Consider the following 17,661-nt stretch of genomic DNA (forward strand, 5'->3'; position numbering starts at 1 on the left):
ATCGCAGGGTGGTCACCGGCCGGTGAGGGTCAGGGCGGCGTCGAGGATGGAGGGAACGTCGATGCCGTGGAGGGCGTAGGCGTCAGCGAGGTCGCTGGACTGGCCGAACTCGGTGACGCCCAGGCAGCGGATGCGGTCACCGCGGACACCAGCAAGGAACGACAGCGTGTGCGGGTGCCCGTCCTGCACGGTCAGCAGCGGCGCTGGCGCGTGCGCGGGGAACAGCTCATCCACGATGTTCCCGACGCCTGCCCCTGCATCGCGGCTGCCGCGCTGCTGGAATGAACGGAACACCAGGTCGGGGCTGGTCAGGCACACGACACCCGCGGTCACGCCCTGGTCGCCCAGCACGCGGGCAGCTTCGATGACCTCGGGCATGAGCGCGCCGACTCCCACGAGCATCACCTCGTCCTCAATCGCGGGGTGGCTGGAGAGGCGGTAGCCGCCCGCGACGGCTTGGCAACGCCTCCGCTCGAGCAGGGCCGGGTCCTCCGGCAGGGCGGCGAGCTCGGGGTCGAGAGGGCGGGTGGAGAGCCGGAAGTACGCCGACGTGCCGCCTTCGACGCCGACCTGGGCGGCGGCGTGGAGGAACGTCCACTCGAGGTCCTGGGCGAACGCCGGCTCCCAGGCGACGCAGCCGGGCTGCTCGAGGCCGATGGATGGCGTGGTGATGGACTGGTGCGCCCCGCCCTCGGGCGCGAGGGTCACGCCCGACGGGGTGCCGACCAGGATGGACTGCCCGCCGGCGTAGATGCCGTACGACCACGGCTCCAGGGCACGGCTGACGAACGGGTCGTAGATCGTGGCGACCGGCACCAGCCGCTGCCCCCAGCGGGACCAGGTGGTGCCGAGCTCGCCGAGCAGCCCGACGAGGTTGACCTCCGCGATGCCGAGCTCGATGTGCTGCCCCGACTCGCTCTCGGACCACCGCAGCACGCGCTCGCGGTCGTCGGCGAACCAGTCGCGACGCTCCTTGACCGACCAGACGCCGGTCTTGTTGATCCACCCACCGAGGTTGGTCGAGGACGCGACGTCGGGGCTGCAGGTCACGAGCCGGGCGGCCAGCTCGGGAGCGTCACGGGGAAGGTCGGCCAGGACCCGGCCCAGCGCAGCCTGCGTGGAGACGGCCTTGCGGTGCGGGTGACCCAGCGACGTCGGCACGTCCACCGGGCCCGTGGTCGTGATGGCCGGCCGGGAAAGCGCGGAAGCGCGCTCAGCGCACAGGCGGCCGGCCGCGGAGTCAGGGGCGAAGGTCGCCCAGGGTTGCTCGGTGTCGATGCCGCATGCGTCGGCCAGCTGCTGCATCTGCGGGCCGGTCAGCAGGGCGGAGTGGTTGTTCGGGTGGCCTTCGGTGGCCAGGCCGCGGCCCTTGATGGTGTACGCGAACACGACGGTTGGGCGGTGCTCGTCAGCGCCGTCGAAGGTGTCGACGAGCAGGGGCAGGTCGTGCCCACCGAGGTCACGCACCGCGTGCGCCAGGTCTTCGGTGCTGAGCGAGCCGACGAGGTCGCGCAGCACCGTGGAGTCCTGCCCGGCGAGGATGCGTTCGGCCACCTCGTCGGCGGGGACGCGCAGCATCCGCTGGTACTCCTCGTTCGGCATCTCCTCGAGCCGGCGCCGTAGCTCGGCACCGCCCGGGCGCTCGAACAGCCCGGAGACGAACCGGCCCCACTTCAAGGTGACGACCTGCCAGCCCGCGGCGGTGAACATGCCGCGGAGCCGGTCGATCTGGATGTCGGGGACGACCCGGTCCAGGGACTGCCGGTTCAGGTCGACGACCCACAGCAGCTCGCCGAGCGAGGCGACCTGCGGGTCGGCGACGGCCTCCCAGATGGCACCCTCGTCGAGCTCGGCGTCACCGAGCAGGCTGACGAACCGACCGGCCTCAGGCGTCTCGGCGAAGTGCGAGCTGGTGTAGCGGTGCGCGATGGCCGCCCACAGCGCAGCGGTCGCGCCGATGCCGACCGAACCTGTGGAGAAGTCCACCGTGTCGGGGTCCTTGAGCCGGCTGGGGTAGCTCTGCAGCCCGCCCTTAGCGCGCAGCGTGTTCAGGTAGTCGGCCTCGAGGTCGCCGAGCAGGTAGTTGACGGCGTGCAGCACCGGCGAGGCGTGCGGCTTCACCGAGACGCGGTCCTCCCCGCGCAGCGCGTGGAACCACAGGGCCACCATGATGTCGACCATCGACGCGGACGAGGCCTGGTGGCCGCCGACCTTCACGCCGCTCACGTTCGGGCGCCCGCGGTTGGCCGCGTCGACGATGGCCGCCGACAGCCAGAGCACGCGCTTCGAGATGTCGCGAAGCACGCCCGCGTCAGTAGCCGGCGCGCGTCCGGACACGCCTGCATCGAGGTGCGTTGCGGTGGCCGACGGGGTGGCGGGCGAGGTGGGAGTGGCGGGCGAGGTGGGGGTGGCGGTCATGCGGTGCTCCTCAAGGCTTGTCGCGTTGCACCAAGAATGCACTATGCTGCACTCGTGGACAACAACGCCTCCCACCTCTCCGCCGCCATCGGCGCAAAGGTGCGCGCCGAGCGGCAGTCGCGGGCGTGGACCCTGGACCAGCTCGCGGAGCACTCCGGGGTGAGCCGGCGCATGCTCATCAACGTCGAGCAGGGCACCGCGAACCCGAGCGTCACCACGCTCCTGCGGCTCAGCGACGCGCTCGGCATCGGCCTGCAGGCGCTCGTCGCCGTCCCGCAAAGCAAGCCCGTGAAGGTCATCCGCGGGGGCGAGGCCCCAGCGCTGTGGACCGGCGAAGGCGGCGGCCGCGGCGTGCTGCTGGCCGGCACCACCGCACCCGACATCCTCGAACTCTGGGACTGGACCCTTGCGCCCGGCGATCGGCACGACAGCGAGGCGCACGTCCGGGGGACGAAGGAGATCCTCCAGGTGCGTGAGGGCACGGTGACCGTCACCGTCGGGGACCAGGTCGAGGTCCTTGAGGTCGACGACGCCGTCTCGTTCGCGAGCGACGTCCCGCACTCGTACGCCAACGAGGGCTCGGCCCCGGCCCGCTTCTCCCTGACCGTGTTCGAGCCCGGTGTCGGTGCCAGCACCAAGACCGACCCGTCGGCGGCCAGCCATGACTGACCACCGTGTCGACCTCGCGGCGTTCCTCTCGGGCGCCAGCATCGACGCAGCTGTGGCCGCCCTGCGGCCCGACTACCGCGCCCTCCTCATCGCCGTCGACGGCTTCGACCCGCACACCGACAAGAACGGCAGCGAAGCACTGCTCGTTCGGGCCGAGGAGCCGGCACGCGACCTGCTGGCCGAGACCCCGGTAGAAGAGCTGCCGCACGTCGCAGCGTGGCGAGAGGCGTACCGGGCGTTCGGCGCCAAGCGGCAACGCACCCAAAACAGCCTCGAGGCACTGGTGCGTCGCGCCGGCGCCCCTGAGTCGGGTCTGCCGCGGGTGAACGCACTCACCGATCTCTACAACGCCATCAGCATCATCCACCAGGTCCCGCTCGGTGGCGAGGACCTCAACGCCTACGTCGGTGCGCCGCGGCTCGTGCGCGCCACCGGCGCTGAGGCGTTCGACACCGTCGCCGGCGGCGAACCCGTCGTCGAGCACCCCGATGCCGGCGAGGTCGTCTGGTGCGACGACACCACCGCGACGTGCAGGCGCTGGAACTGGCGCCAGGGCCGGCGCACCCAGCTCACCGACCAAACCACCTCGGCGCTGTTCATCCTCGACGCTCTCGAGCCGATGACCTATGAGGCCCTCGCCGCGGCCGGTGACGAGCTCGTCACCCACCTGCGCCAGCTCGGCGACAACGTCGCCGTTGCCACCCGCCTCCTCACCCCACTCGTCACCGCCAGTACCCCCGCTCAGGAGCACCCGTGATCTGCTGCCAGTTCATCTTCAAGCCCGGCACATACGACGACGACTTCCACCGCTTCGACGGCCAGATCGACGACTACGCCCGCTCGCTGCCCGGCTTCGACCACGTCGAGAAGTGGCTCTCCCCCGAGGGTGACGTCGTCAACGCGATCTACTACTTCGCCGACCAGAAGTCCGTCGCACTGCTCGCCCGGTTCCCCCAGCACCGCGAGGCAAAGGGACAGGTGGACCGCTGGTACGACGGCTACCGCATCGTGATTTCGGAGATCAAGGCCTCGTACTCCGACGGCCGGCTGCCCGCACCCGCCGGCGCCTCGCAGATGACCGACGACACCCCAGACCAGGACGCCGGCCGAGCCGTCGTCAGCACCGACCCGAGCGCCGGCTCCAACGACTCCAGCGAGGACTTCTCATGACCAGCACCGACACGAGCGCACCCGACGGCACGAGCCGGCCGCGGCCGGACAAGCACGACTTCGACACCCTGACCGGGAACTCCTGGTCGGTCCACGGCGGCAACCATGCCGACGAAACCACCGGCGCCATCCGCACCCCCATCGTGATGGCCAACTCTTACCGGCTACCTGGGGATCCGAGCGACATCGACGCCCCCGGCTACCAGGGCCTGGTCTACACGCGCGAGCACGGCGCGAACCAGCGCGGCCTGGAGGAGAAGCTCGCCAAGCTCGACCACGGTGAGGCCGCAGCCGTGTTCGGGACCGGCATGGCCGCCCTGCACGCTGCGTTCTTCACCGTCCTCAACCCCGGTGACCACGCCATCGTGTCCAACGTCGTCTACATGCGCGTCGCCGGACTGTTCACCGACGTGTTCCCGAACAAGCTCGGCATCGAGGTCGACTTCGTCGACATCACCGACCTCGACTCGGTGCGCGCAGCCGTACGCCCCAACACGAAGCTCGTGCACACCGAGGTCATCGCGAACCCCGACCTCCGTGTCGCCGACGTCCCCGCCCTAGCCGCCATCGCCCACGACGCTGGCGCGCTGCTGACCATCGACTCCACCTTCACGCCGCCCCCGATGATGCGACCCCTCGACCACGGCGCCGACCTCGTCATCCACTCGCTCACGAAGTACTACAACGGCCACGGCGACGCCATGGGCGGCGTCGTCATCGGCGCCCGCGACCTCGTCGAGGAGACCCGCACCGGACCCATGTGGCACGCCGGCGGAGCCATCTCGCCGTTCAACGCCTGGCTCATCATGCGCGGCTCCACCACCCTCCCGCTCCGCCTGGAGCGGCAGTCACAGAACGCCCAGGCGGTCGCGACGTTCCTCGAGGCTGACCCTCGTGTGGTGCATGTGTCGTACCCCGGCCTGCCCAGCCACGACCAGCGCGACGCCGCCGTCCGTCAGCTCGACGGCGGGTTCGGCGGTGTCGTGTCCTTCGCCATTGGGGGCACCCACGCCGACCGACTGCGCTTCGTGAACGACCTGCGCGTCATCACCTCAGCCGTCTCCCTCGGCCACGACGAGACCCTCATCGCCTACGAGGAGTACCCCGAAGGCCCCGCCAAGGCGTTCGCGCAGCCGTTCCGCGACCACGGCCTCGTCCGACTCGCCATCGGTCTGGAGGCACAGGAAGACCTCATCGCCGACCTCGACGCCTCCCTCACCACGGCGTACGGCCCGGCGAGCTGACATCCTTACAAGTCCGTCATCGGCATGTGCGGATACTCGGACTGCGCCAGATAAGCGGCGCTGTGACGCAGGTTGCGGGGACCCTGTCGCCCAGTCGAGCCACTGAGGCCAACGAGGGTTGGCTCGGTGCCGTCGCTGTCGTCGGGCGATCGCCTTCGACGTCAGAGATGAAGCGCAGCCATCGAGTGTTCGGCTGTCGGCAGCGGCCGAGTGGATCAGTCGCCGAGAAGCCAGGCGATCGCGTGGTCGATGTACGGCTTGGTCCGACGTCCGGTCGGCACCAGGTTTGGTGCCGTACGCCGGAGCTGGGCCAGCCCGACGTAGGCGCTGAAGGCGAGCATCGCTCGGTCTGAGCCGCCGTCGGCATCGAGCTCGGCGAAGACCTTGTCGACGAAGGCGAGGCGCTTGCGCGCCACCCGTTCGAGCGCGGCCGCGACCGGCGGATCGTCGGCCGCTGCGAGAAGGTTGGCATCGATCAGCACGCCAGGGTGCTCCTCGAACGCCGACTCGAGCAGCTTCTTGAACCGCTCCCGCGGGTCCGCGACGTCCGCGAGGCGCTCGATGATCCGGTCGGTGTAGTCCCGTTCCCAAAGCTGCAAGGCCGCCTCGATCAGCGCCGGTCGGTCCTTGAAATGCCAGTAGAAGCTCCCCTTCGTCGCACCCAGCTCCCGTGCCAGTCGCTCCACCGAGACGTTGGCAGTGCCCTTCTCGGCGATCGCGGCGAGCGCCGCACTGGTCCAGTCCGCCGCGCCCAGCCGGTCCGCAGTGCTCGTCTTCTTTCTGTCGCGTGTCATGTCCATACGCTAGCGTATTGACTTATCCATACGTAGGCGTATGGTCGTCCGTACTACTACGTATGGAGGACAGCATGAGGTTTGTGACGATGTTCAGTCACGGCGCGAACTGGCAGGCCGGCAGGACGGTCTACCAGCAGGGCGCACCGATCGACGGCCACTTGAGATCGATGCGCCACCGGTTCGACGAGGGTGTCCTACTCCTCGGCGGGCCGTTCGAGGACGGTGGCGGGATCGCGGTGATCGAGGCACCGGACGAGGAAGCGGCAGCGGCCTTGCTGGATCGCGATCCGGCAGTGATGGCCGGAGTGTTGAGCTATCGACTGCACCGTTTGCACGCCTACTTCGACGCCTTCGCAAGCGTGCGCACCGAGGTGTCGGTCGCCGCTCTGGCCGCGCAGCGCAAGGCGGGCTGAGGCATGCGATCTTTGGCACTCATCGGCCCCGGACCGGCATGGACGGATCCTGGCACTGTGTTCGACCAGGACCCGCGCGTCCTGCGCGATCACCTGGCGCACATGCGCCGCCTGTTCGACTCCGACGCCCTGCTGCTCGGTGGGCCCGCCTACGACGGACGGTCGGGCATCGCACTTCTCGAGACGCCCAGCCTTGACGGGGCGGCGGCGCTGATCGGCGACGACCCGGCTGTCCGCACGGGGCTCTTCACGTACACGATCCGGCGGCTGACGCCGTACTTCGATGCCTTCGACGGCACCCGGAGCCCGCGATGACCGGCCCGACGAACGAGCCGACTCGCCTGCAGCCGGCTTCGTCAGCGCATCGCGCCCCGACCCCCAAGGACAAGACCCAAGGAAGGTTCAACATGTCTCAACTTCTGTACCGCATCGGCCACCTCGCCGGCCGCCACCCGTGGCGGATCATCGCAGCCTGGGTCGCGCTCGCCGGCGCGATCCTCGTGCTCAACGTCTCGCAGGGCGGCGAGTACGACGAGAGCTTCAGCCTCCCCGGCTCGGAGTCGCAGCGTGCTGCCGACGCCATCGAGGAACGGCTTCCTCAGCAGACGCTGTACTCCTCGCACGTCGTCTTCCACGCCGACCGGGGCCTCACCGACCCGGCCACCCGGACCGCGATCCGGCAAGCGGTCGACCGGCTCGCCGAGGGCCAGCACGTCGTGGGCGTGAGCAGCCCATACGATCCCCGCGGACCGACGATCAGTGACGACGGCCAGACCGCCTTCGCCACCGTCGCCTTCGACGTCCAAAAGGTGGGCCCGGAGGAGCTGGCCGAGGCGGAGCGCTCCCTCCAAGAAGTTCGCGATGCCGGCATCCAGGTCGAGTACGACGGTGCCTTGGGCTACGCCAACGTCGAGACGGGTGGGAACGGCGAGATGATCGGCATCTTGATGGCGGTCGTGATCCTCGCCGTCGCATTCGGTTCGATGGTCGCGATGAGCCTTCCCATCATCACCGCACTGGTCGCGATCGTGGTCGGTAGCAGCGCCATCGGGATCATGTCCGGAATCGTGCAGGTCTCCGAAGTGACCGGCGTCGTCGCCATGATGCTCGGTCTCGGCGTGGGCATCGACTACGCGCTCTTCATCTTGACGCGGCACCGCCAGAACTTGGCGTCCGGCCAGTCGGTGCCCGTGGCCATCGGGCGCGCCAACGCCACGGCTGGCCTGTCGGTGCTCTTCGCCGGCGTCACCGTCATGGTCGCGATCGTCGGTCTGAAGGTCTCCGGCGTCCCGATGATGGAGAAGATGGGCTACGGCTCGGCCATCATGGTGGCCGTCGTCATGCTGGCGTCGATCACCTTGCTTCCCGCCATCCTCGGTGTGGTGAGGCACCGGGTGAACAGTGCCCGCATCCCGTTCGTCAAGCCGCGCGAAGGACAGGACTCCGACGCGGCGTCTGCTCGCTGGGCAGCGCGCGTCGTCGCCAGACCGGTGCTCTACGGCGGTGTCGCAGCTGCGCTGCTGGGCGCGCTCGCGATCCCCGCGTTCTCGATGTACCTGGGCTTCGCAGACGCCGGGAACGACGCGCCGTCGTCGACCACGCGTCAGGCCTACGACCTGGTTGCCGACGGCTACGGCCCGGGCGTGAACGGGCCGCTGGAGGTGGTCCTCGACAACGAGGGCGCCCTCATCCCCGCGAGCACGATCCGGCAGGTCTCGACGGCGTTGGGAGACGCCTCGGGCGTGGCGTCGGTCAACCGACCGGAGACTAACGACGCACATGACATCGCGATCCTCACCGTCATCCCCACCACGTCCCCGCAGGACGAACGCACCAATGAACTGGTGGAGCGCCTCCGTGAGACGACCCTCCCTTCTGCACTGCGCGGATCCGGAGTCACCGCATCCGTGACCGGCTCGACCGCGCTGATCGACGACGTGTCATCACAGCTGCACCAGCGGATGCCGTGGTTCCTCGCCGCCGTGGTCGGACTGTCGTTCCTGGTGCTGATGGTCGTGTTCCGCTCCGTCCTGGTGCCACTGAAGGCAGCCGCGCTCAACATGCTCAGCATCGGAGCGGCGTACGGCGTGGTCGTCGCCGTCTTCCAATGGGGCTGGGGGGCCGGAGCGATCGGCGTGCACGAGACGGTGCCGATCATGCCGCTCGCGCCGATGCTCATGTTCGCGATCCTGTTCGGCCTCTCCATGGACTACGAGGTGTTCTTGATGAGCCGGGTGCGCGAGCAGTACCGGATGCACTTCGACCCGCAACGCGCAGTCGTCGAAGGGGTCGGGTCGACGGCCCGGGTCATCACCAGCGCGGCACTTATCATGATCTGCGTCTTCGCCTCGTTCGTCCTCGATGTCGACGTGACGACCAAGATGTTCGGGATCGGCCTCGCAGCCGCGGTCTTCCTCGACGTGACCCTGGTCCGGATGGTGCTCGTTCCCGCGGCCATGAGCCTGCTGGGCCACCGTGCTTGGTGGCTCCCGGCTTGGCTCGACCGCCTGTTGCCAAGGATCGACATCGACGGTGGGACCGACGACGGCGAGGAGTCGTGGCCCGAGGCACTGCCGTTGCCGGTCGACCCGGAGCCGGAACGCGTGCTTGTTTGAGCAGCGCCCTGCCTTGAGCCCGGGCGGCACCTCGACCTCGAGGTGCCGCCCGGCCCGGCCGTGCCCCTTCCCGGTCCTGCACTCGCGGCGGGGAACGTCGCCCTTGTCACCCGCCGCAGGCGGGGTCATGCTCGTCGTGTGGTCTCCTCCGTGCTGGTCGAGCTAGCGGAGGATCCGGAGTTCTTCATTCAGCCGCCCGACGGGTCGCAGCGGGTAGCGCAGAGTTCCTACTGCGTGCTCATCGGCCCCCGCCGACGATGGGCCGGCGTGTGTCGGCTCCGGCTTCCGCAGCAAGGAGAGGAGGTGGCTCGAGCCGTCGAGGAGATCGAGCAGATCGTCGCAGGAATCGACCGCGTGGTGTGGAACGTCGGCTCCTCGGCAACCCCCGACGACCTCCCCGGCCGACTTCGCGAGCTCGGATTGTGTGACCCCGACCCGCCCATGGACGCCGTCTGCGCCGGCATGGCGCTGGCCGCAGAGCCCCCTACGGTCACCGGCGTCGACGTACGCCGTATTGCGACACTCGAAGAACACCGCGCGGGGCTGGAGATCGTGCTGACAGCATCGCGCTGGCATCCGCGCGCTGCTGCTGACGAACGAGCCAGGGCCGCGGAGACGTTCGAGCGTCGCACGCGTCGCGGTGGGAACCAATGGCTGGCATGGGTCGACGGGCAACCGGTCGCCTTCGGACTCGCCGAGCCGACGCCCGCCGGCCTCTACCTAGCGGGTGGAGCAACGCTGCCGCAGGCCCGGAGCCGCGGCTGCTACCGGGCGCTCGTACGTGCCCGATGGGACGAAGCCGTTCGGCTCGGCACGCCAGGCCTTGCCGTCCAAGCACAGCACAGCACATCCGCACCGATCCTCAGCAAGCTGGGATTCACCCAAGTCGCCTCGATCAACACGCTGCAATCGCCTGCGACCTGATCGGCCCTCAGCGTCGTCCAGTGCGGGACCCGACGAGCGATCCGGTCCCCGAAGCGCCGCTGGACGAGCGACATCGAGGCGATCCTAGCGCCGCCCGGCCGGATCAACGGCGTCGACCCCGACCAGTGAAGGATCAGTGGTGCGGAGCTCCACTGATCCCGCGAGCGGCAGCTGCGCGGCAAGTGACCCTCCCTCCAGCACCGCCCTGGAGGACTTCAACCTCCCACGTCAAACCTCGGATGGAGGTCACGCATCCGATTCGCGGCGGAAAGACGCTGCCGCTAAACCGCCCGAGGCAGCGCCTGCGCTAATTGTGTCCGCCGGCCCTCACCTGTGCTGGACGAGAACGTCACGATTGATAGAGCGTCCATCGTGGCGTGTCGCCGACGCCACCGCGCATCCGGCTAGGCCACCGGGTGGGGTGACCCACCCGGTGGCCTGACTAGAGAGCCCTTTGGGGCGGCAGCGTCAGGGCCGGCCGGACACCTTCGGTCCCCAGTCCGAGTAGCTGTCGTAGAGCTTGGTCCGAGTCACACGACGGATATCGGTGCCGTCGGCACGCATCACGAACACATCCGCCGAGTTGGCCTTCACCCCGCCGGTCGCCGGTCGCCGCCCGACCGTGATCCACTTCCCGTCCGGCGAGTAGGACGAGCCGAGATATCGAGTAACGCCGTCGTCGGCAAACGTCAATTGGCGCAGGCCCGTGCCGTCGTAGCGGATCGTGAACAGGTTGGCGTTGACATCCTCGTTGTCGAGGTTGTCGTGGAAGAGGATCCGCTTTCCGTTGGGTGACCAGTCAGGAGTGTCCCCGGCCTGGAGCCGGTATGGGGTAACACGGTGCTGACGACCAGAGCGCAAGTTCAGCGTCCAGATGGCTACGCCGCCGGCCGGCCGGGCTGCCCGAACGTTACGTCGCTGGAACAGCAGCATCTCTCCGTCTGGTGAGAACTGCGGTTCGGTGTCCTCGCCAGTGCGTGGTGGGTGGCGCTGGGTGAGCTGTCGGACGCGGGTGCCGTCGGCACGCATGACGAACAGTCCGAAAGCCTCGACTTGATCGTCCACGACGGGGCCGAACGCGCGGGAGAAGACGATCTGCGTGCCGTCGGGCGACCACGCTGGCGAGATATTGCACTCGCCCCCGTCAGGCAGGCAGTTGCCGTCGGGGTATGCAGTGTTCGTCAGCTGCCGTAGTTCGGTGCCGTCGCTGTTCACGACGAAAATGTCGTCCATGGTGGGGCCGGAGCGTTGGAACACTATCCGCCGGCCGTCAGGAGAGACGTCGGGGTTGCGATCGACGAAACCTTCGGGCGGGTGCGTCACCTGGAACTCGTCGGTGCCGTTCGGGCGCACGGTGAAGACCGCACCCGTGTCTTGGTCGGCGTTGAGAAAGCGCCGGAACGCGATCCGGCCGTTGTCGTCAGGAAAAGTCGCATGCGCAGGGACCAGAGCCGTTGCCACGAAGGCAACAACGAGCGACGTGATCAAAGGACTTCGTTTCATTTCATCTCCTCCTCGCAGGGTGGCCCGTCGGGCCACCGACGGTCAGCGGCGATCGTTCGGCGTCGCATCGCGTGAGGTTGCGGGCGTGTCGACTGCTCCGACACGCGAGGTGACAAGTGTCGCCCTTTGTTGCAATAGCAGCGCATAAGCGGCTGTAGCGCCTAGCCAATCCTTAGGCAACCCGAGGGGGCACAGATCAGGGCGGGCAGGGGTGTTCGCGGCGCAATGACGCACCTCATGGGACGAGTGCGGCGGACGCCGATCCTGCGGAAGCCTCGACGTAGCCCCGCCTTGCAGCGGCCGGTGTCCTCTGGCGCGGCAGCGGGCCAGGGAGTAGGCATGAAGCAGACCGAAGGAGCTGTCATGGTTGCCCCACAGCAGACATACGCCGCACACCTCGAGATCGATTACCCCGATCGGCTGAACCGGGTCACCACGCTGTTCCGCGTGGTGCTCATCATCCCCATCGCCATCGTGTTGTCGCTGGTGAGCGCGTCCGCGACGTCGACCACGGTCATCTACCAGTCGGGCGAGGTGGTCGAGAAGACGACAAGCACCGGTGGCGGCATCGCCGGTGGTCTATTCGCCGCCACGGTGCTGATGATCGTCATCCGGCAGCGCTACCCGCGCTGGTGGTTCGACTTCTTGCTCCAGTTCAACCGCTTCGGGACGCGCGTCGGCGCCTATCTCGCGCTGCTCACCGATCGCTACCCCTCGACCGAGGACGAGCAATCCGTCCACCTCGACCTGGACTACCCCGACGCACGCGAGAGCCTCAACCGGTGGCTGCCGCTCGTCAAGTGGCTTCTGGCTCTGCCCCACTACGTCGTCCTGCTGTTCCTCGGGTTCGGCGCCATCGTGGCAGTCGTGATCGCATGGTTCGCGATCCTGCTGACCGGTCGCTATCCGCGCGCGCTGTTCGACTACGTCGTCGGGGTCGGCCGGTGGGCGCTGCGCGTGCAGGCGTACGCATTCCTCCTCCTCACCGACTCCTACCCACCCTTCAGCCTTCACTGATCCGCGCATCGAGCACACGCCGCGTGGTGGAGTGCCTTCGCGGCGGATAACGCAGCCCCGTTCATTGGGTGTGGATGGGGTATCGCAGGTGCGTGACCCCGACCCCCTGGATCGAGGACGGGCTGCCGAGGACCGCGGGCGTGCCGTCGAGATGGTCGAAGAGCCGTACGCCAGAGCCGAGCAGGACCGCGGCGATGTCGACGCTGATCTCGTCGAGCAGGCCGGCGTTGAGCAGCTGCTGGATGGTGTCGGCGCCGTGGACGCCGACTGCCTTGCCCCCAGCGGCGGCCTTGGCTTGTGTCACGGCGCTCTCGATCCCGTCGGTCACGAAGGTGACGGTTGAGTCGGCTCGTGGCCAGCCGGCAGGGATCTCGTGAGCGAGGACGAACGCGGGTCCCCACGCATGGTCGCCTCCCCAGCCGCCGGCGACGTCGAACGTGCGGCGACCAGTGAGCACGGCGCCGAGCTCGGACGTGAGCTCCCGGACGTGCTGGGCGCTCGACTCGGACATCGAGAACGTCATGGGGTTCGATCCGCCGGTGTGGATCTGGACATCTCCCGAGCTGGCGTACCAATCGAAGACCTCGGCCACACCGTCGTCGGGATCGGCAACGAACCCGTCTAGTGACATGGACATGATGGCGACAACCTTGGACATAGCAGTGGTCCTTCCTGTGGTGGAGATGAAGGCAGCTCGTCGCTCGCCCCTGTCCATCCCACGAACGGTGGTCCGCAGATACGACACGGTAGGCCGGGTCAGATTCACCGATCATGCGACGAGGAGCGGCGCTAGAGATCCGAAGCGCTCAATGCTCACCAGCTACCGCGGTCGTTGGCGGCGGAAAGACTCACCCATCGCGGCAGATGAGTGCAATTCGGTGTCGTTCGCCCCACCGCGTTTCGTAGGGTCAAGCCATGGACCGGCTTGCGATCGTCATCGAGCGGAGCCAGGTCGCGATTCTCGTTAACCACGAGCGCCTCGAGGAACTGGCCCGCGTCGTCGAACTGCCGCACGCCAGGGCCGAAGCAAAGCCAAGATTGGCCGGCGACTACGAACCTCTCTTCCTCGACGACATCGCGTCAGACCGGAAGCACTTCCTCGGGGAACCCATGGCAGCCTGGTTCGGCGACGGTGACACCGTCCTGATGGGCTGTGGTTGCGGGACGTGGGGATGCTGGCCGCTCACCGCGAGAGTGAAAGTCGATGCCTCGCACGTCCGCTGGCACGACTTCCGCAACGGCCATCGTGACTGGAACCTGGGCGCCCTCGGCCCCTTCGTGTTCGATCGGCAGCAGTACGAAGCTGCGCTCGTGCCCGTTCGCTGATCGTGCGGAGTCATTCGCCGGGCGCACCCGCTCATCGGCAGATCCGAGCGCGGACAGCGGGATGACAACGCGCTTCCGGCCTAGTCGTCCGACGCGACCAGCAGCGTCAGCAGTCGGCTCGCACGGTCCATGACCACGAACTCGTGGAACCCGTCAACGCCGACAACCCAGCCCCACTCGTGCTCGGCAGTTGAGCGAAGGTCTGGTAGCCGGTACACCGCGTCACCGCCGAGTCGCGGCAGGACGAGATCGTTGAACTGAGCCAGGACTTCGACGCGTTCCTGCTCTCCGTCCAGCCAGGCCGACAGCCAGCGACGCAGGTGAACGCGCGCCTCCTCGGGGTGGCTCTGTTCGTACACGCCGGGGCTGATCGCGCCCAGTTCGTACGGACCGTGAAGGCTGTGGTGGTCCTGTTCCTCTGTCGCTTGTCCCGCGTAGTGGTCGTGGTACTCGGGGGACTCGATCAACGCGCTGAGCAGATCCCGGTCGCTGGACGTGGAATCCACGGCGAAGCGCTTGATGTCGGCCCAGTGGAAGTACGGCTTGAAGAGCACCAGTTGGTGGTCGAGAAACGTCAGGCGGGCGGTCACACGAGGAAGTCTCTCCGCTCGACGCCTCGCCCGCATCGACATTGACCGCTCATCGGCAGGTGCGGATGACTTGGTGCGCGCCGACGGACGGCGGACTGACTCACACATCGCGATTGCCGTTACGCGCGACGTGACGCCAAGAGGAATGAACCCGGCGTCAACTTCGCTTCAGCTCCTCAGCAAGCATGACGATGATGCCGCTGGGGCCGCGGACGTAGGTGAGCCGGTAGACGTCTCCATACGTAGCCACGCCGCGGAGCGGGTGGCAGCCGTGTCGTGCGGCAATCTCGAGGGCCTCGTCGATGTCGTCCACCGAGAAGGCCACGCGGTGCATGCCTATCTCGTTGGGCAGCGTGGCCTCCGTCTCGATCGCCGCGGGATGGATGTACTCGAAGAGCTCGAGGCGACCGGCCCCGTCCGGCGTTTGGAGCATGGCGATGTTCGCGTGGTTGCCGTCGAGACCGACGGCTGTGTCGGTCCACTCCCCGCTGACCGTGTCACGGCCCAGGACGGTGAGCCCGAGGTCGGTGAAGAAGGCGATCGCCGCTTCAAGGTCGCGAACGGCGATCCCGACGTTTTCCAGCTTGATGGGCATGCCTTGCACGCTATCGAGTCGAGCGCTACCGCCTCAGTCGCCTTCCGCCGAGTCCCGGTGGTCAGACTCACTCGTCGCGGCAGATCGAGGTGTCCTCGCCCGCGTGGTCATTCAGCGATGACGATGGTGTTCTGACACGCTGCGAGCAGCCACCGGCCGTCCTCCTTCGCAGCGACGTACATCGGTGACCCGATGCCGGCGGGTCTGCCGTCGCGGTCGTAGGACCGCTGGATCACCTTGACGGCTGCGACGTCCGGCCGAATGAACAGCACGCGCTCGATCTCGTAGGTTGCTCGTCCGTCGGCGCTCGCACCCGGCAGCACCTCGGCCGTGAAGGTGGCGATGGCCTCGCGTCCGGTCAATCGCCGGCCGTGCCCGGTCGTCCAGATCGCATCGCTGCGAAACAGACGGACGAAGGCATCGACGAGCTCGTTCGTCTGGGCGTACTCGACGGCAGCGATCAGCTCCCGGAGTGATCTCAGCTCGGCGTCCTCATCCGCGGGGCGGTGGGCGGCGGACGTGGCGTCAAGGCTCATGCTGACACCCTCGGACATCACGTGTGGTTGAGGTCAACGTCCTTCGTGGCGCAAGCAGCGTGCCCTGCGACTGTGGGCGTCAGGGGTCGCGCCGGGGCTGTACGAGGCCGTGGTCGAACGCGAAGACCACCGCCGCCGCGCGGTCGCGGACGTCGAGCTTGGCGAAGATGTGGCCGACGTGCGTCTTGACCGTCCCTTCCCCGAGGACCAGGCGGCCGGCGATCTCGGTGTTGGTGAGGCCCGCGCCGATCAGGGACAGCACCTCGCGCTCTCGTGGGGTGAGCAGGTCGATCTCGGGGCCGAGCCGGGCTGGCGCAACCCCTTCGCGGTACGCGGCGAGCACCCGGCCGGTGACGCCCCGGTCGAGCCAGGAGTCGCCGGCCGCGACCGCCCGGACCGCGCGTTGGAGGTCTTCGGCGGGAACCCCCTTGAGCAGGAAGCCGGCGGCACCCGCGCGGAGGGCGCCGGCCAGGGTCTCCTCGTCCTCGAACGTGGTCAGCACGAGCACCGGCGGCGATCCGGGTACGGCGCTGAGCAGACGCGTTGCCGTGACGCCGTCGACCAACGGCATCCGTACGTCCATGATGACGACGTGGGGGCGCAGCCGCGCGACGGTCTCGACGATCCGCTCACCGCTGTCGAGCTCGCCGACGATGTCGAAGCCGAACCGTGGCCGCAGGATGCCTCGCAGTCCTGTGCGCACCAGTTCCTGGTCGTCGACGAGGAGCACCCGCACGGAGTCGTCCATCACGGCAGCACTGCCTCGACGAGCCATCCGTCGTCCGTGGGTCCCGCGGTCAGGTGGCCGCCGAGGCTTTCGGCGCGTTCCCGCATACCACGGAGTCCGGCGCCGGGAGCGGCTGCAGGGTTCGGTGGCCCGTCGTTGCGGATGGTCACGGTCGTACCGTCCTGGGTCGGACCGACCCGCACCACGATCGGATGGCCGGGTGCGTGTCGGGTGGCGTTGGTCAGCGCCTCCTGAACGATTCGGTAGGCCGCCAGTCCCCGCGTGGCTCCGAGTGCTCCGAGGTGGTCGTCGACATCGAGCTCGACGTCGGCGCCGGCGCGCCGGAACGACTCGACCAGTGCTGGGAGATCGCCTGCGCCCGGGAGCGGTGCCCGGCGGTCGGGGAGGTCGGTGTGCATCAGGCCCACGGTGGCACGTACCTCCTCGAGGCTCTCGCGTGTCAGCCGTTCGGCTTCCAGGAGCGATTGACGTGCCTCTTGTGGGTCCTCGTCGAGGGCGAGTCGGGCGCCGCCGATGTGCAGCAGGGACACGGTCAGCGCATGGCCGATGACGTCGTGCACCTCGGCGGCGATCCGGTTGCGCTCCTCGGAACGGGACCGCTCGGCCAGCTCGTCCTGTGCCTCCTTGAGCTGCATCATGGCGAGCCGCAATCGACGGGCGAAGACCGTCAATACGGTCGTGAACGAGATCCCGGCGAACCATGCGCCCCATCCCGGTTCGGTCGGGTCCATGAGCCACTCCCCGACGACGACCAGGACCAGGACGGCACCCGCCGAGACCGCCAGTGCTGTCGGCGAGGTCAGTGCGACCCAGGCCGCGACGACGCACAACCCCATTCAGGCCAGGTTCGAGGACTGCTCGTGTCCGAGGAAGACCAACGCGCCCGCGGCGACCGCCAAGCCGGCGACCAGCGGCCAGCCCGTCGCGCGGCGCCAGGCGAGCACGAAGCCGGTGGCGATCGCCATCGCGACCGCGGCGAGTGCCGCCGGAGTCGACCGGTCGGTCATGAGCGCGCCGAGGGCGGCGAACAGCGCGAGCGCGGCCGGTGCCGCGATCCGCGCCGTCCGGTCCGTCATGGGCACGAGCCTAGGTTGGG

The 17,661-nt window shown here is 68.4% G+C and carries 20 protein-coding genes; 10 read left to right on the forward strand and 10 right to left on the reverse strand.

The window, feature by feature from the left end; all coding sequences use genetic code 11:
* Nucleotides 1-12: 12 nt before the first annotated feature.
* The gene (locus tag ACFQW6_RS09835) at nt 13-2,418 is read right to left on the reverse strand and encodes a pyruvate dehydrogenase (protein WP_378543910.1); all 2,406 of its coding nucleotides are present in this window, start codon (nt 2,416-2,418) and stop codon (nt 13-15) included.
* A 54-nt stretch (nt 2,419-2,472) separates the two neighbouring features.
* Between ACFQW6_RS09835 and ACFQW6_RS09840 the strand changes: the two genes are divergently transcribed.
* From ACFQW6_RS09840 to ACFQW6_RS09855, 4 genes are read left to right on the forward strand one after another with little or no spacing between them, the layout of a single operon-like run.
* Nucleotides 2,473-3,087, forward strand: a complete 615-nt coding sequence (locus tag ACFQW6_RS09840; protein ID WP_378543913.1) for a helix-turn-helix domain-containing protein — start codon at nt 2,473-2,475, stop codon at nt 3,085-3,087.
* Nucleotides 3,080-3,844: a B3/4 domain-containing protein gene (locus ACFQW6_RS09845; RefSeq protein WP_378543916.1), complete on the forward strand. Its 765-nt coding sequence runs from the start codon at nt 3,080-3,082 to the stop codon at nt 3,842-3,844. Before ACFQW6_RS09840 ends, ACFQW6_RS09845 begins: the two co-directional genes overlap by 8 nt.
* Nucleotides 3,841-4,257, forward strand: coding sequence for a hypothetical protein (locus ACFQW6_RS09850; RefSeq protein ID WP_378543919.1), 417 nt, complete (start codon nt 3,841-3,843; stop codon nt 4,255-4,257). Before ACFQW6_RS09845 ends, ACFQW6_RS09850 begins: the two co-directional genes overlap by 4 nt.
* Complete coding sequence (locus ACFQW6_RS09855) at nt 4,254-5,501, forward strand: trans-sulfuration enzyme family protein (protein ID WP_378543922.1); 1,248 nt, start codon at nt 4,254-4,256, stop codon at nt 5,499-5,501. Before ACFQW6_RS09850 ends, ACFQW6_RS09855 begins: the two co-directional genes overlap by 4 nt.
* Nucleotides 5,502-5,716: 215 nt before the next feature.
* Here the strand turns inward: ACFQW6_RS09855 and ACFQW6_RS09860 are convergent, their stop codons facing one another.
* Nucleotides 5,717-6,295, reverse strand: coding sequence for a TetR/AcrR family transcriptional regulator (locus ACFQW6_RS09860; protein ID WP_378543925.1), 579 nt, complete (start codon nt 6,293-6,295; stop codon nt 5,717-5,719).
* An 89-nt stretch (nt 6,296-6,384) separates the two neighbouring features.
* On the opposite strand from ACFQW6_RS09860, the gene ACFQW6_RS09865 reads away from it, so the two are divergent.
* From ACFQW6_RS09865 to ACFQW6_RS09880, 4 genes are all read left to right on the forward strand, one after another.
* Nucleotides 6,385-6,711 carry a YciI family protein gene (locus ACFQW6_RS09865; RefSeq protein WP_378547512.1) on the forward strand — a complete coding sequence of 109 codons (327 nt, stop codon included), beginning with the start codon at nt 6,385-6,387 and terminating at the stop codon, nt 6,709-6,711.
* A 57-nt stretch (nt 6,712-6,768) separates the two neighbouring features.
* Entirely contained in the window at nt 6,769-7,026 is a 258-nt protein-coding gene (locus ACFQW6_RS09870) for a YciI family protein (RefSeq protein ID WP_378543928.1), read from the forward strand.
* 92 nt (nt 7,027-7,118) lie between these two features.
* On the forward strand, nt 7,119-9,326 hold the full coding sequence (locus ACFQW6_RS09875) for an MMPL family transporter (RefSeq protein ID WP_378543931.1): 2,208 nt from the start codon (nt 7,119-7,121) through the stop codon (nt 9,324-9,326).
* 138 nt (nt 9,327-9,464) lie between these two features.
* The gene (locus ACFQW6_RS09880; RefSeq protein WP_378543935.1) at nt 9,465-10,250 is read left to right on the forward strand and encodes a hypothetical protein; all 786 of its coding nucleotides are present in this window, start codon (nt 9,465-9,467) and stop codon (nt 10,248-10,250) included.
* 468 nt (nt 10,251-10,718) lie between these two features.
* Here the strand turns inward: ACFQW6_RS09880 and ACFQW6_RS09885 are convergent, their stop codons facing one another.
* A complete protein-coding gene (locus ACFQW6_RS09885) occupies nt 10,719-11,753 on the reverse strand; it encodes a TolB family protein (RefSeq protein ID WP_378543938.1) in 1,035 nt (344 codons plus the stop codon).
* A gap of 363 nt (nt 11,754-12,116) precedes the next feature.
* On the opposite strand from ACFQW6_RS09885, the gene ACFQW6_RS09890 reads away from it, so the two are divergent.
* Nucleotides 12,117-12,770 (forward strand): DUF4389 domain-containing protein, encoded by a 654-nt coding sequence (locus ACFQW6_RS09890; protein WP_378543941.1) that lies wholly within the window; start codon nt 12,117-12,119, stop codon nt 12,768-12,770.
* 61 nt (nt 12,771-12,831) lie between these two features.
* Here ACFQW6_RS09890 and ACFQW6_RS09895 read toward each other — a convergent pair whose 3' ends face one another.
* On the reverse strand, nt 12,832-13,428 hold the full coding sequence (locus ACFQW6_RS09895; RefSeq protein ID WP_378543943.1) for a dihydrofolate reductase family protein: 597 nt from the start codon (nt 13,426-13,428) through the stop codon (nt 12,832-12,834).
* A 257-nt stretch (nt 13,429-13,685) separates the two neighbouring features.
* Between ACFQW6_RS09895 and ACFQW6_RS09900 the strand changes: the two genes are divergently transcribed.
* Complete coding sequence (locus ACFQW6_RS09900) at nt 13,686-14,096, forward strand: hypothetical protein (RefSeq protein ID WP_378543946.1); 411 nt, start codon at nt 13,686-13,688, stop codon at nt 14,094-14,096.
* A gap of 80 nt (nt 14,097-14,176) precedes the next feature.
* Here the strand turns inward: ACFQW6_RS09900 and ACFQW6_RS09905 are convergent, their stop codons facing one another.
* The 6 genes from ACFQW6_RS09905 to ACFQW6_RS09930 all read right to left on the reverse strand — a co-directional run bounded on the left by ACFQW6_RS09905 (nt 14,177) and on the right by ACFQW6_RS09930 (nt 17,641).
* Entirely contained in the window at nt 14,177-14,686 is a 510-nt protein-coding gene (locus tag ACFQW6_RS09905; protein WP_378543949.1) for a hypothetical protein, read from the reverse strand.
* Between the two features lie 157 nt (nt 14,687-14,843).
* Nucleotides 14,844-15,281 (reverse strand): VOC family protein, encoded by a 438-nt coding sequence (locus tag ACFQW6_RS09910; RefSeq protein ID WP_378543952.1) that lies wholly within the window; start codon nt 15,279-15,281, stop codon nt 14,844-14,846.
* 107 nt (nt 15,282-15,388) lie between these two features.
* The gene (locus tag ACFQW6_RS09915; RefSeq protein WP_378543955.1) at nt 15,389-15,817 is read right to left on the reverse strand and encodes an SgcJ/EcaC family oxidoreductase; all 429 of its coding nucleotides are present in this window, start codon (nt 15,815-15,817) and stop codon (nt 15,389-15,391) included.
* Between the two features lie 79 nt (nt 15,818-15,896).
* Nucleotides 15,897-16,565, reverse strand: coding sequence for a response regulator (locus ACFQW6_RS09920; RefSeq protein ID WP_378547515.1), 669 nt, complete (start codon nt 16,563-16,565; stop codon nt 15,897-15,899).
* Nucleotides 16,565-17,401 (reverse strand): sensor histidine kinase, encoded by an 837-nt coding sequence (locus ACFQW6_RS09925; RefSeq protein WP_378543958.1) that lies wholly within the window; start codon nt 17,399-17,401, stop codon nt 16,565-16,567. Before ACFQW6_RS09925 ends, ACFQW6_RS09920 begins: the two co-directional genes overlap by 1 nt.
* On the reverse strand, nt 17,402-17,641 hold the full coding sequence (locus tag ACFQW6_RS09930; protein WP_378543961.1) for a hypothetical protein: 240 nt from the start codon (nt 17,639-17,641) through the stop codon (nt 17,402-17,404).
* Between the last annotated feature and the right edge of the window lie 20 nt (nt 17,642-17,661).

Origin of the sequence: Nocardioides sp. GCM10028917, assembly GCF_042666175.1 — a bacterium.
In the GTDB taxonomy this organism is placed as follows: domain Bacteria; phylum Actinomycetota; class Actinomycetes; order Propionibacteriales; family Nocardioidaceae; genus Nocardioides.

Coding starts and splice junctions, on each gene's coding strand:
- ACFQW6_RS09835 (WP_378543910.1), bottom strand. CDS start 2,418: ATGACCGCCACCCCCACCTCGCCCGCCACTCCCACCTCGCCCGCCACC.
- ACFQW6_RS09845 (WP_378543916.1), top strand. CDS start 3,080: ATGACTGACCACCGTGTCGACCTCGCGGCGTTCCTCTCGGGCGCCAGC.
- ACFQW6_RS09855 (WP_378543922.1), top strand. CDS start 4,254: ATGACCAGCACCGACACGAGCGCACCCGACGGCACGAGCCGGCCGCGG.
- ACFQW6_RS09860 (WP_378543925.1), bottom strand. CDS start 6,295: ATGACACGCGACAGAAAGAAGACGAGCACTGCGGACCGGCTGGGCGCG.
- ACFQW6_RS09865 (WP_378547512.1), top strand. CDS start 6,385: ATGTTCAGTCACGGCGCGAACTGGCAGGCCGGCAGGACGGTCTACCAG.
- ACFQW6_RS09875 (WP_378543931.1), top strand. CDS start 7,119: ATGTCTCAACTTCTGTACCGCATCGGCCACCTCGCCGGCCGCCACCCG.
- ACFQW6_RS09885 (WP_378543938.1), bottom strand. CDS start 11,753: ATGAAACGAAGTCCTTTGATCACGTCGCTCGTTGTTGCCTTCGTGGCA.
- ACFQW6_RS09890 (WP_378543941.1), top strand. CDS start 12,117: ATGGTTGCCCCACAGCAGACATACGCCGCACACCTCGAGATCGATTAC.
- ACFQW6_RS09895 (WP_378543943.1), bottom strand. CDS start 13,428: ATGTCCAAGGTTGTCGCCATCATGTCCATGTCACTAGACGGGTTCGTT.
- ACFQW6_RS09900 (WP_378543946.1), top strand. CDS start 13,686: ATGGACCGGCTTGCGATCGTCATCGAGCGGAGCCAGGTCGCGATTCTC.
- ACFQW6_RS09910 (WP_378543952.1), bottom strand. CDS start 15,281: ATGCCCATCAAGCTGGAAAACGTCGGGATCGCCGTTCGCGACCTTGAA.
- ACFQW6_RS09915 (WP_378543955.1), bottom strand. CDS start 15,817: ATGAGCCTTGACGCCACGTCCGCCGCCCACCGCCCCGCGGATGAGGAC.
- ACFQW6_RS09920 (WP_378547515.1), bottom strand. CDS start 16,565: ATGGACGACTCCGTGCGGGTGCTCCTCGTCGACGACCAGGAACTGGTG.
- ACFQW6_RS09925 (WP_378543958.1), bottom strand. CDS start 17,401: ATGGGGTTGTGCGTCGTCGCGGCCTGGGTCGCACTGACCTCGCCGACA.
- ACFQW6_RS09930 (WP_378543961.1), bottom strand. CDS start 17,641: ATGACGGACCGGACGGCGCGGATCGCGGCACCGGCCGCGCTCGCGCTG.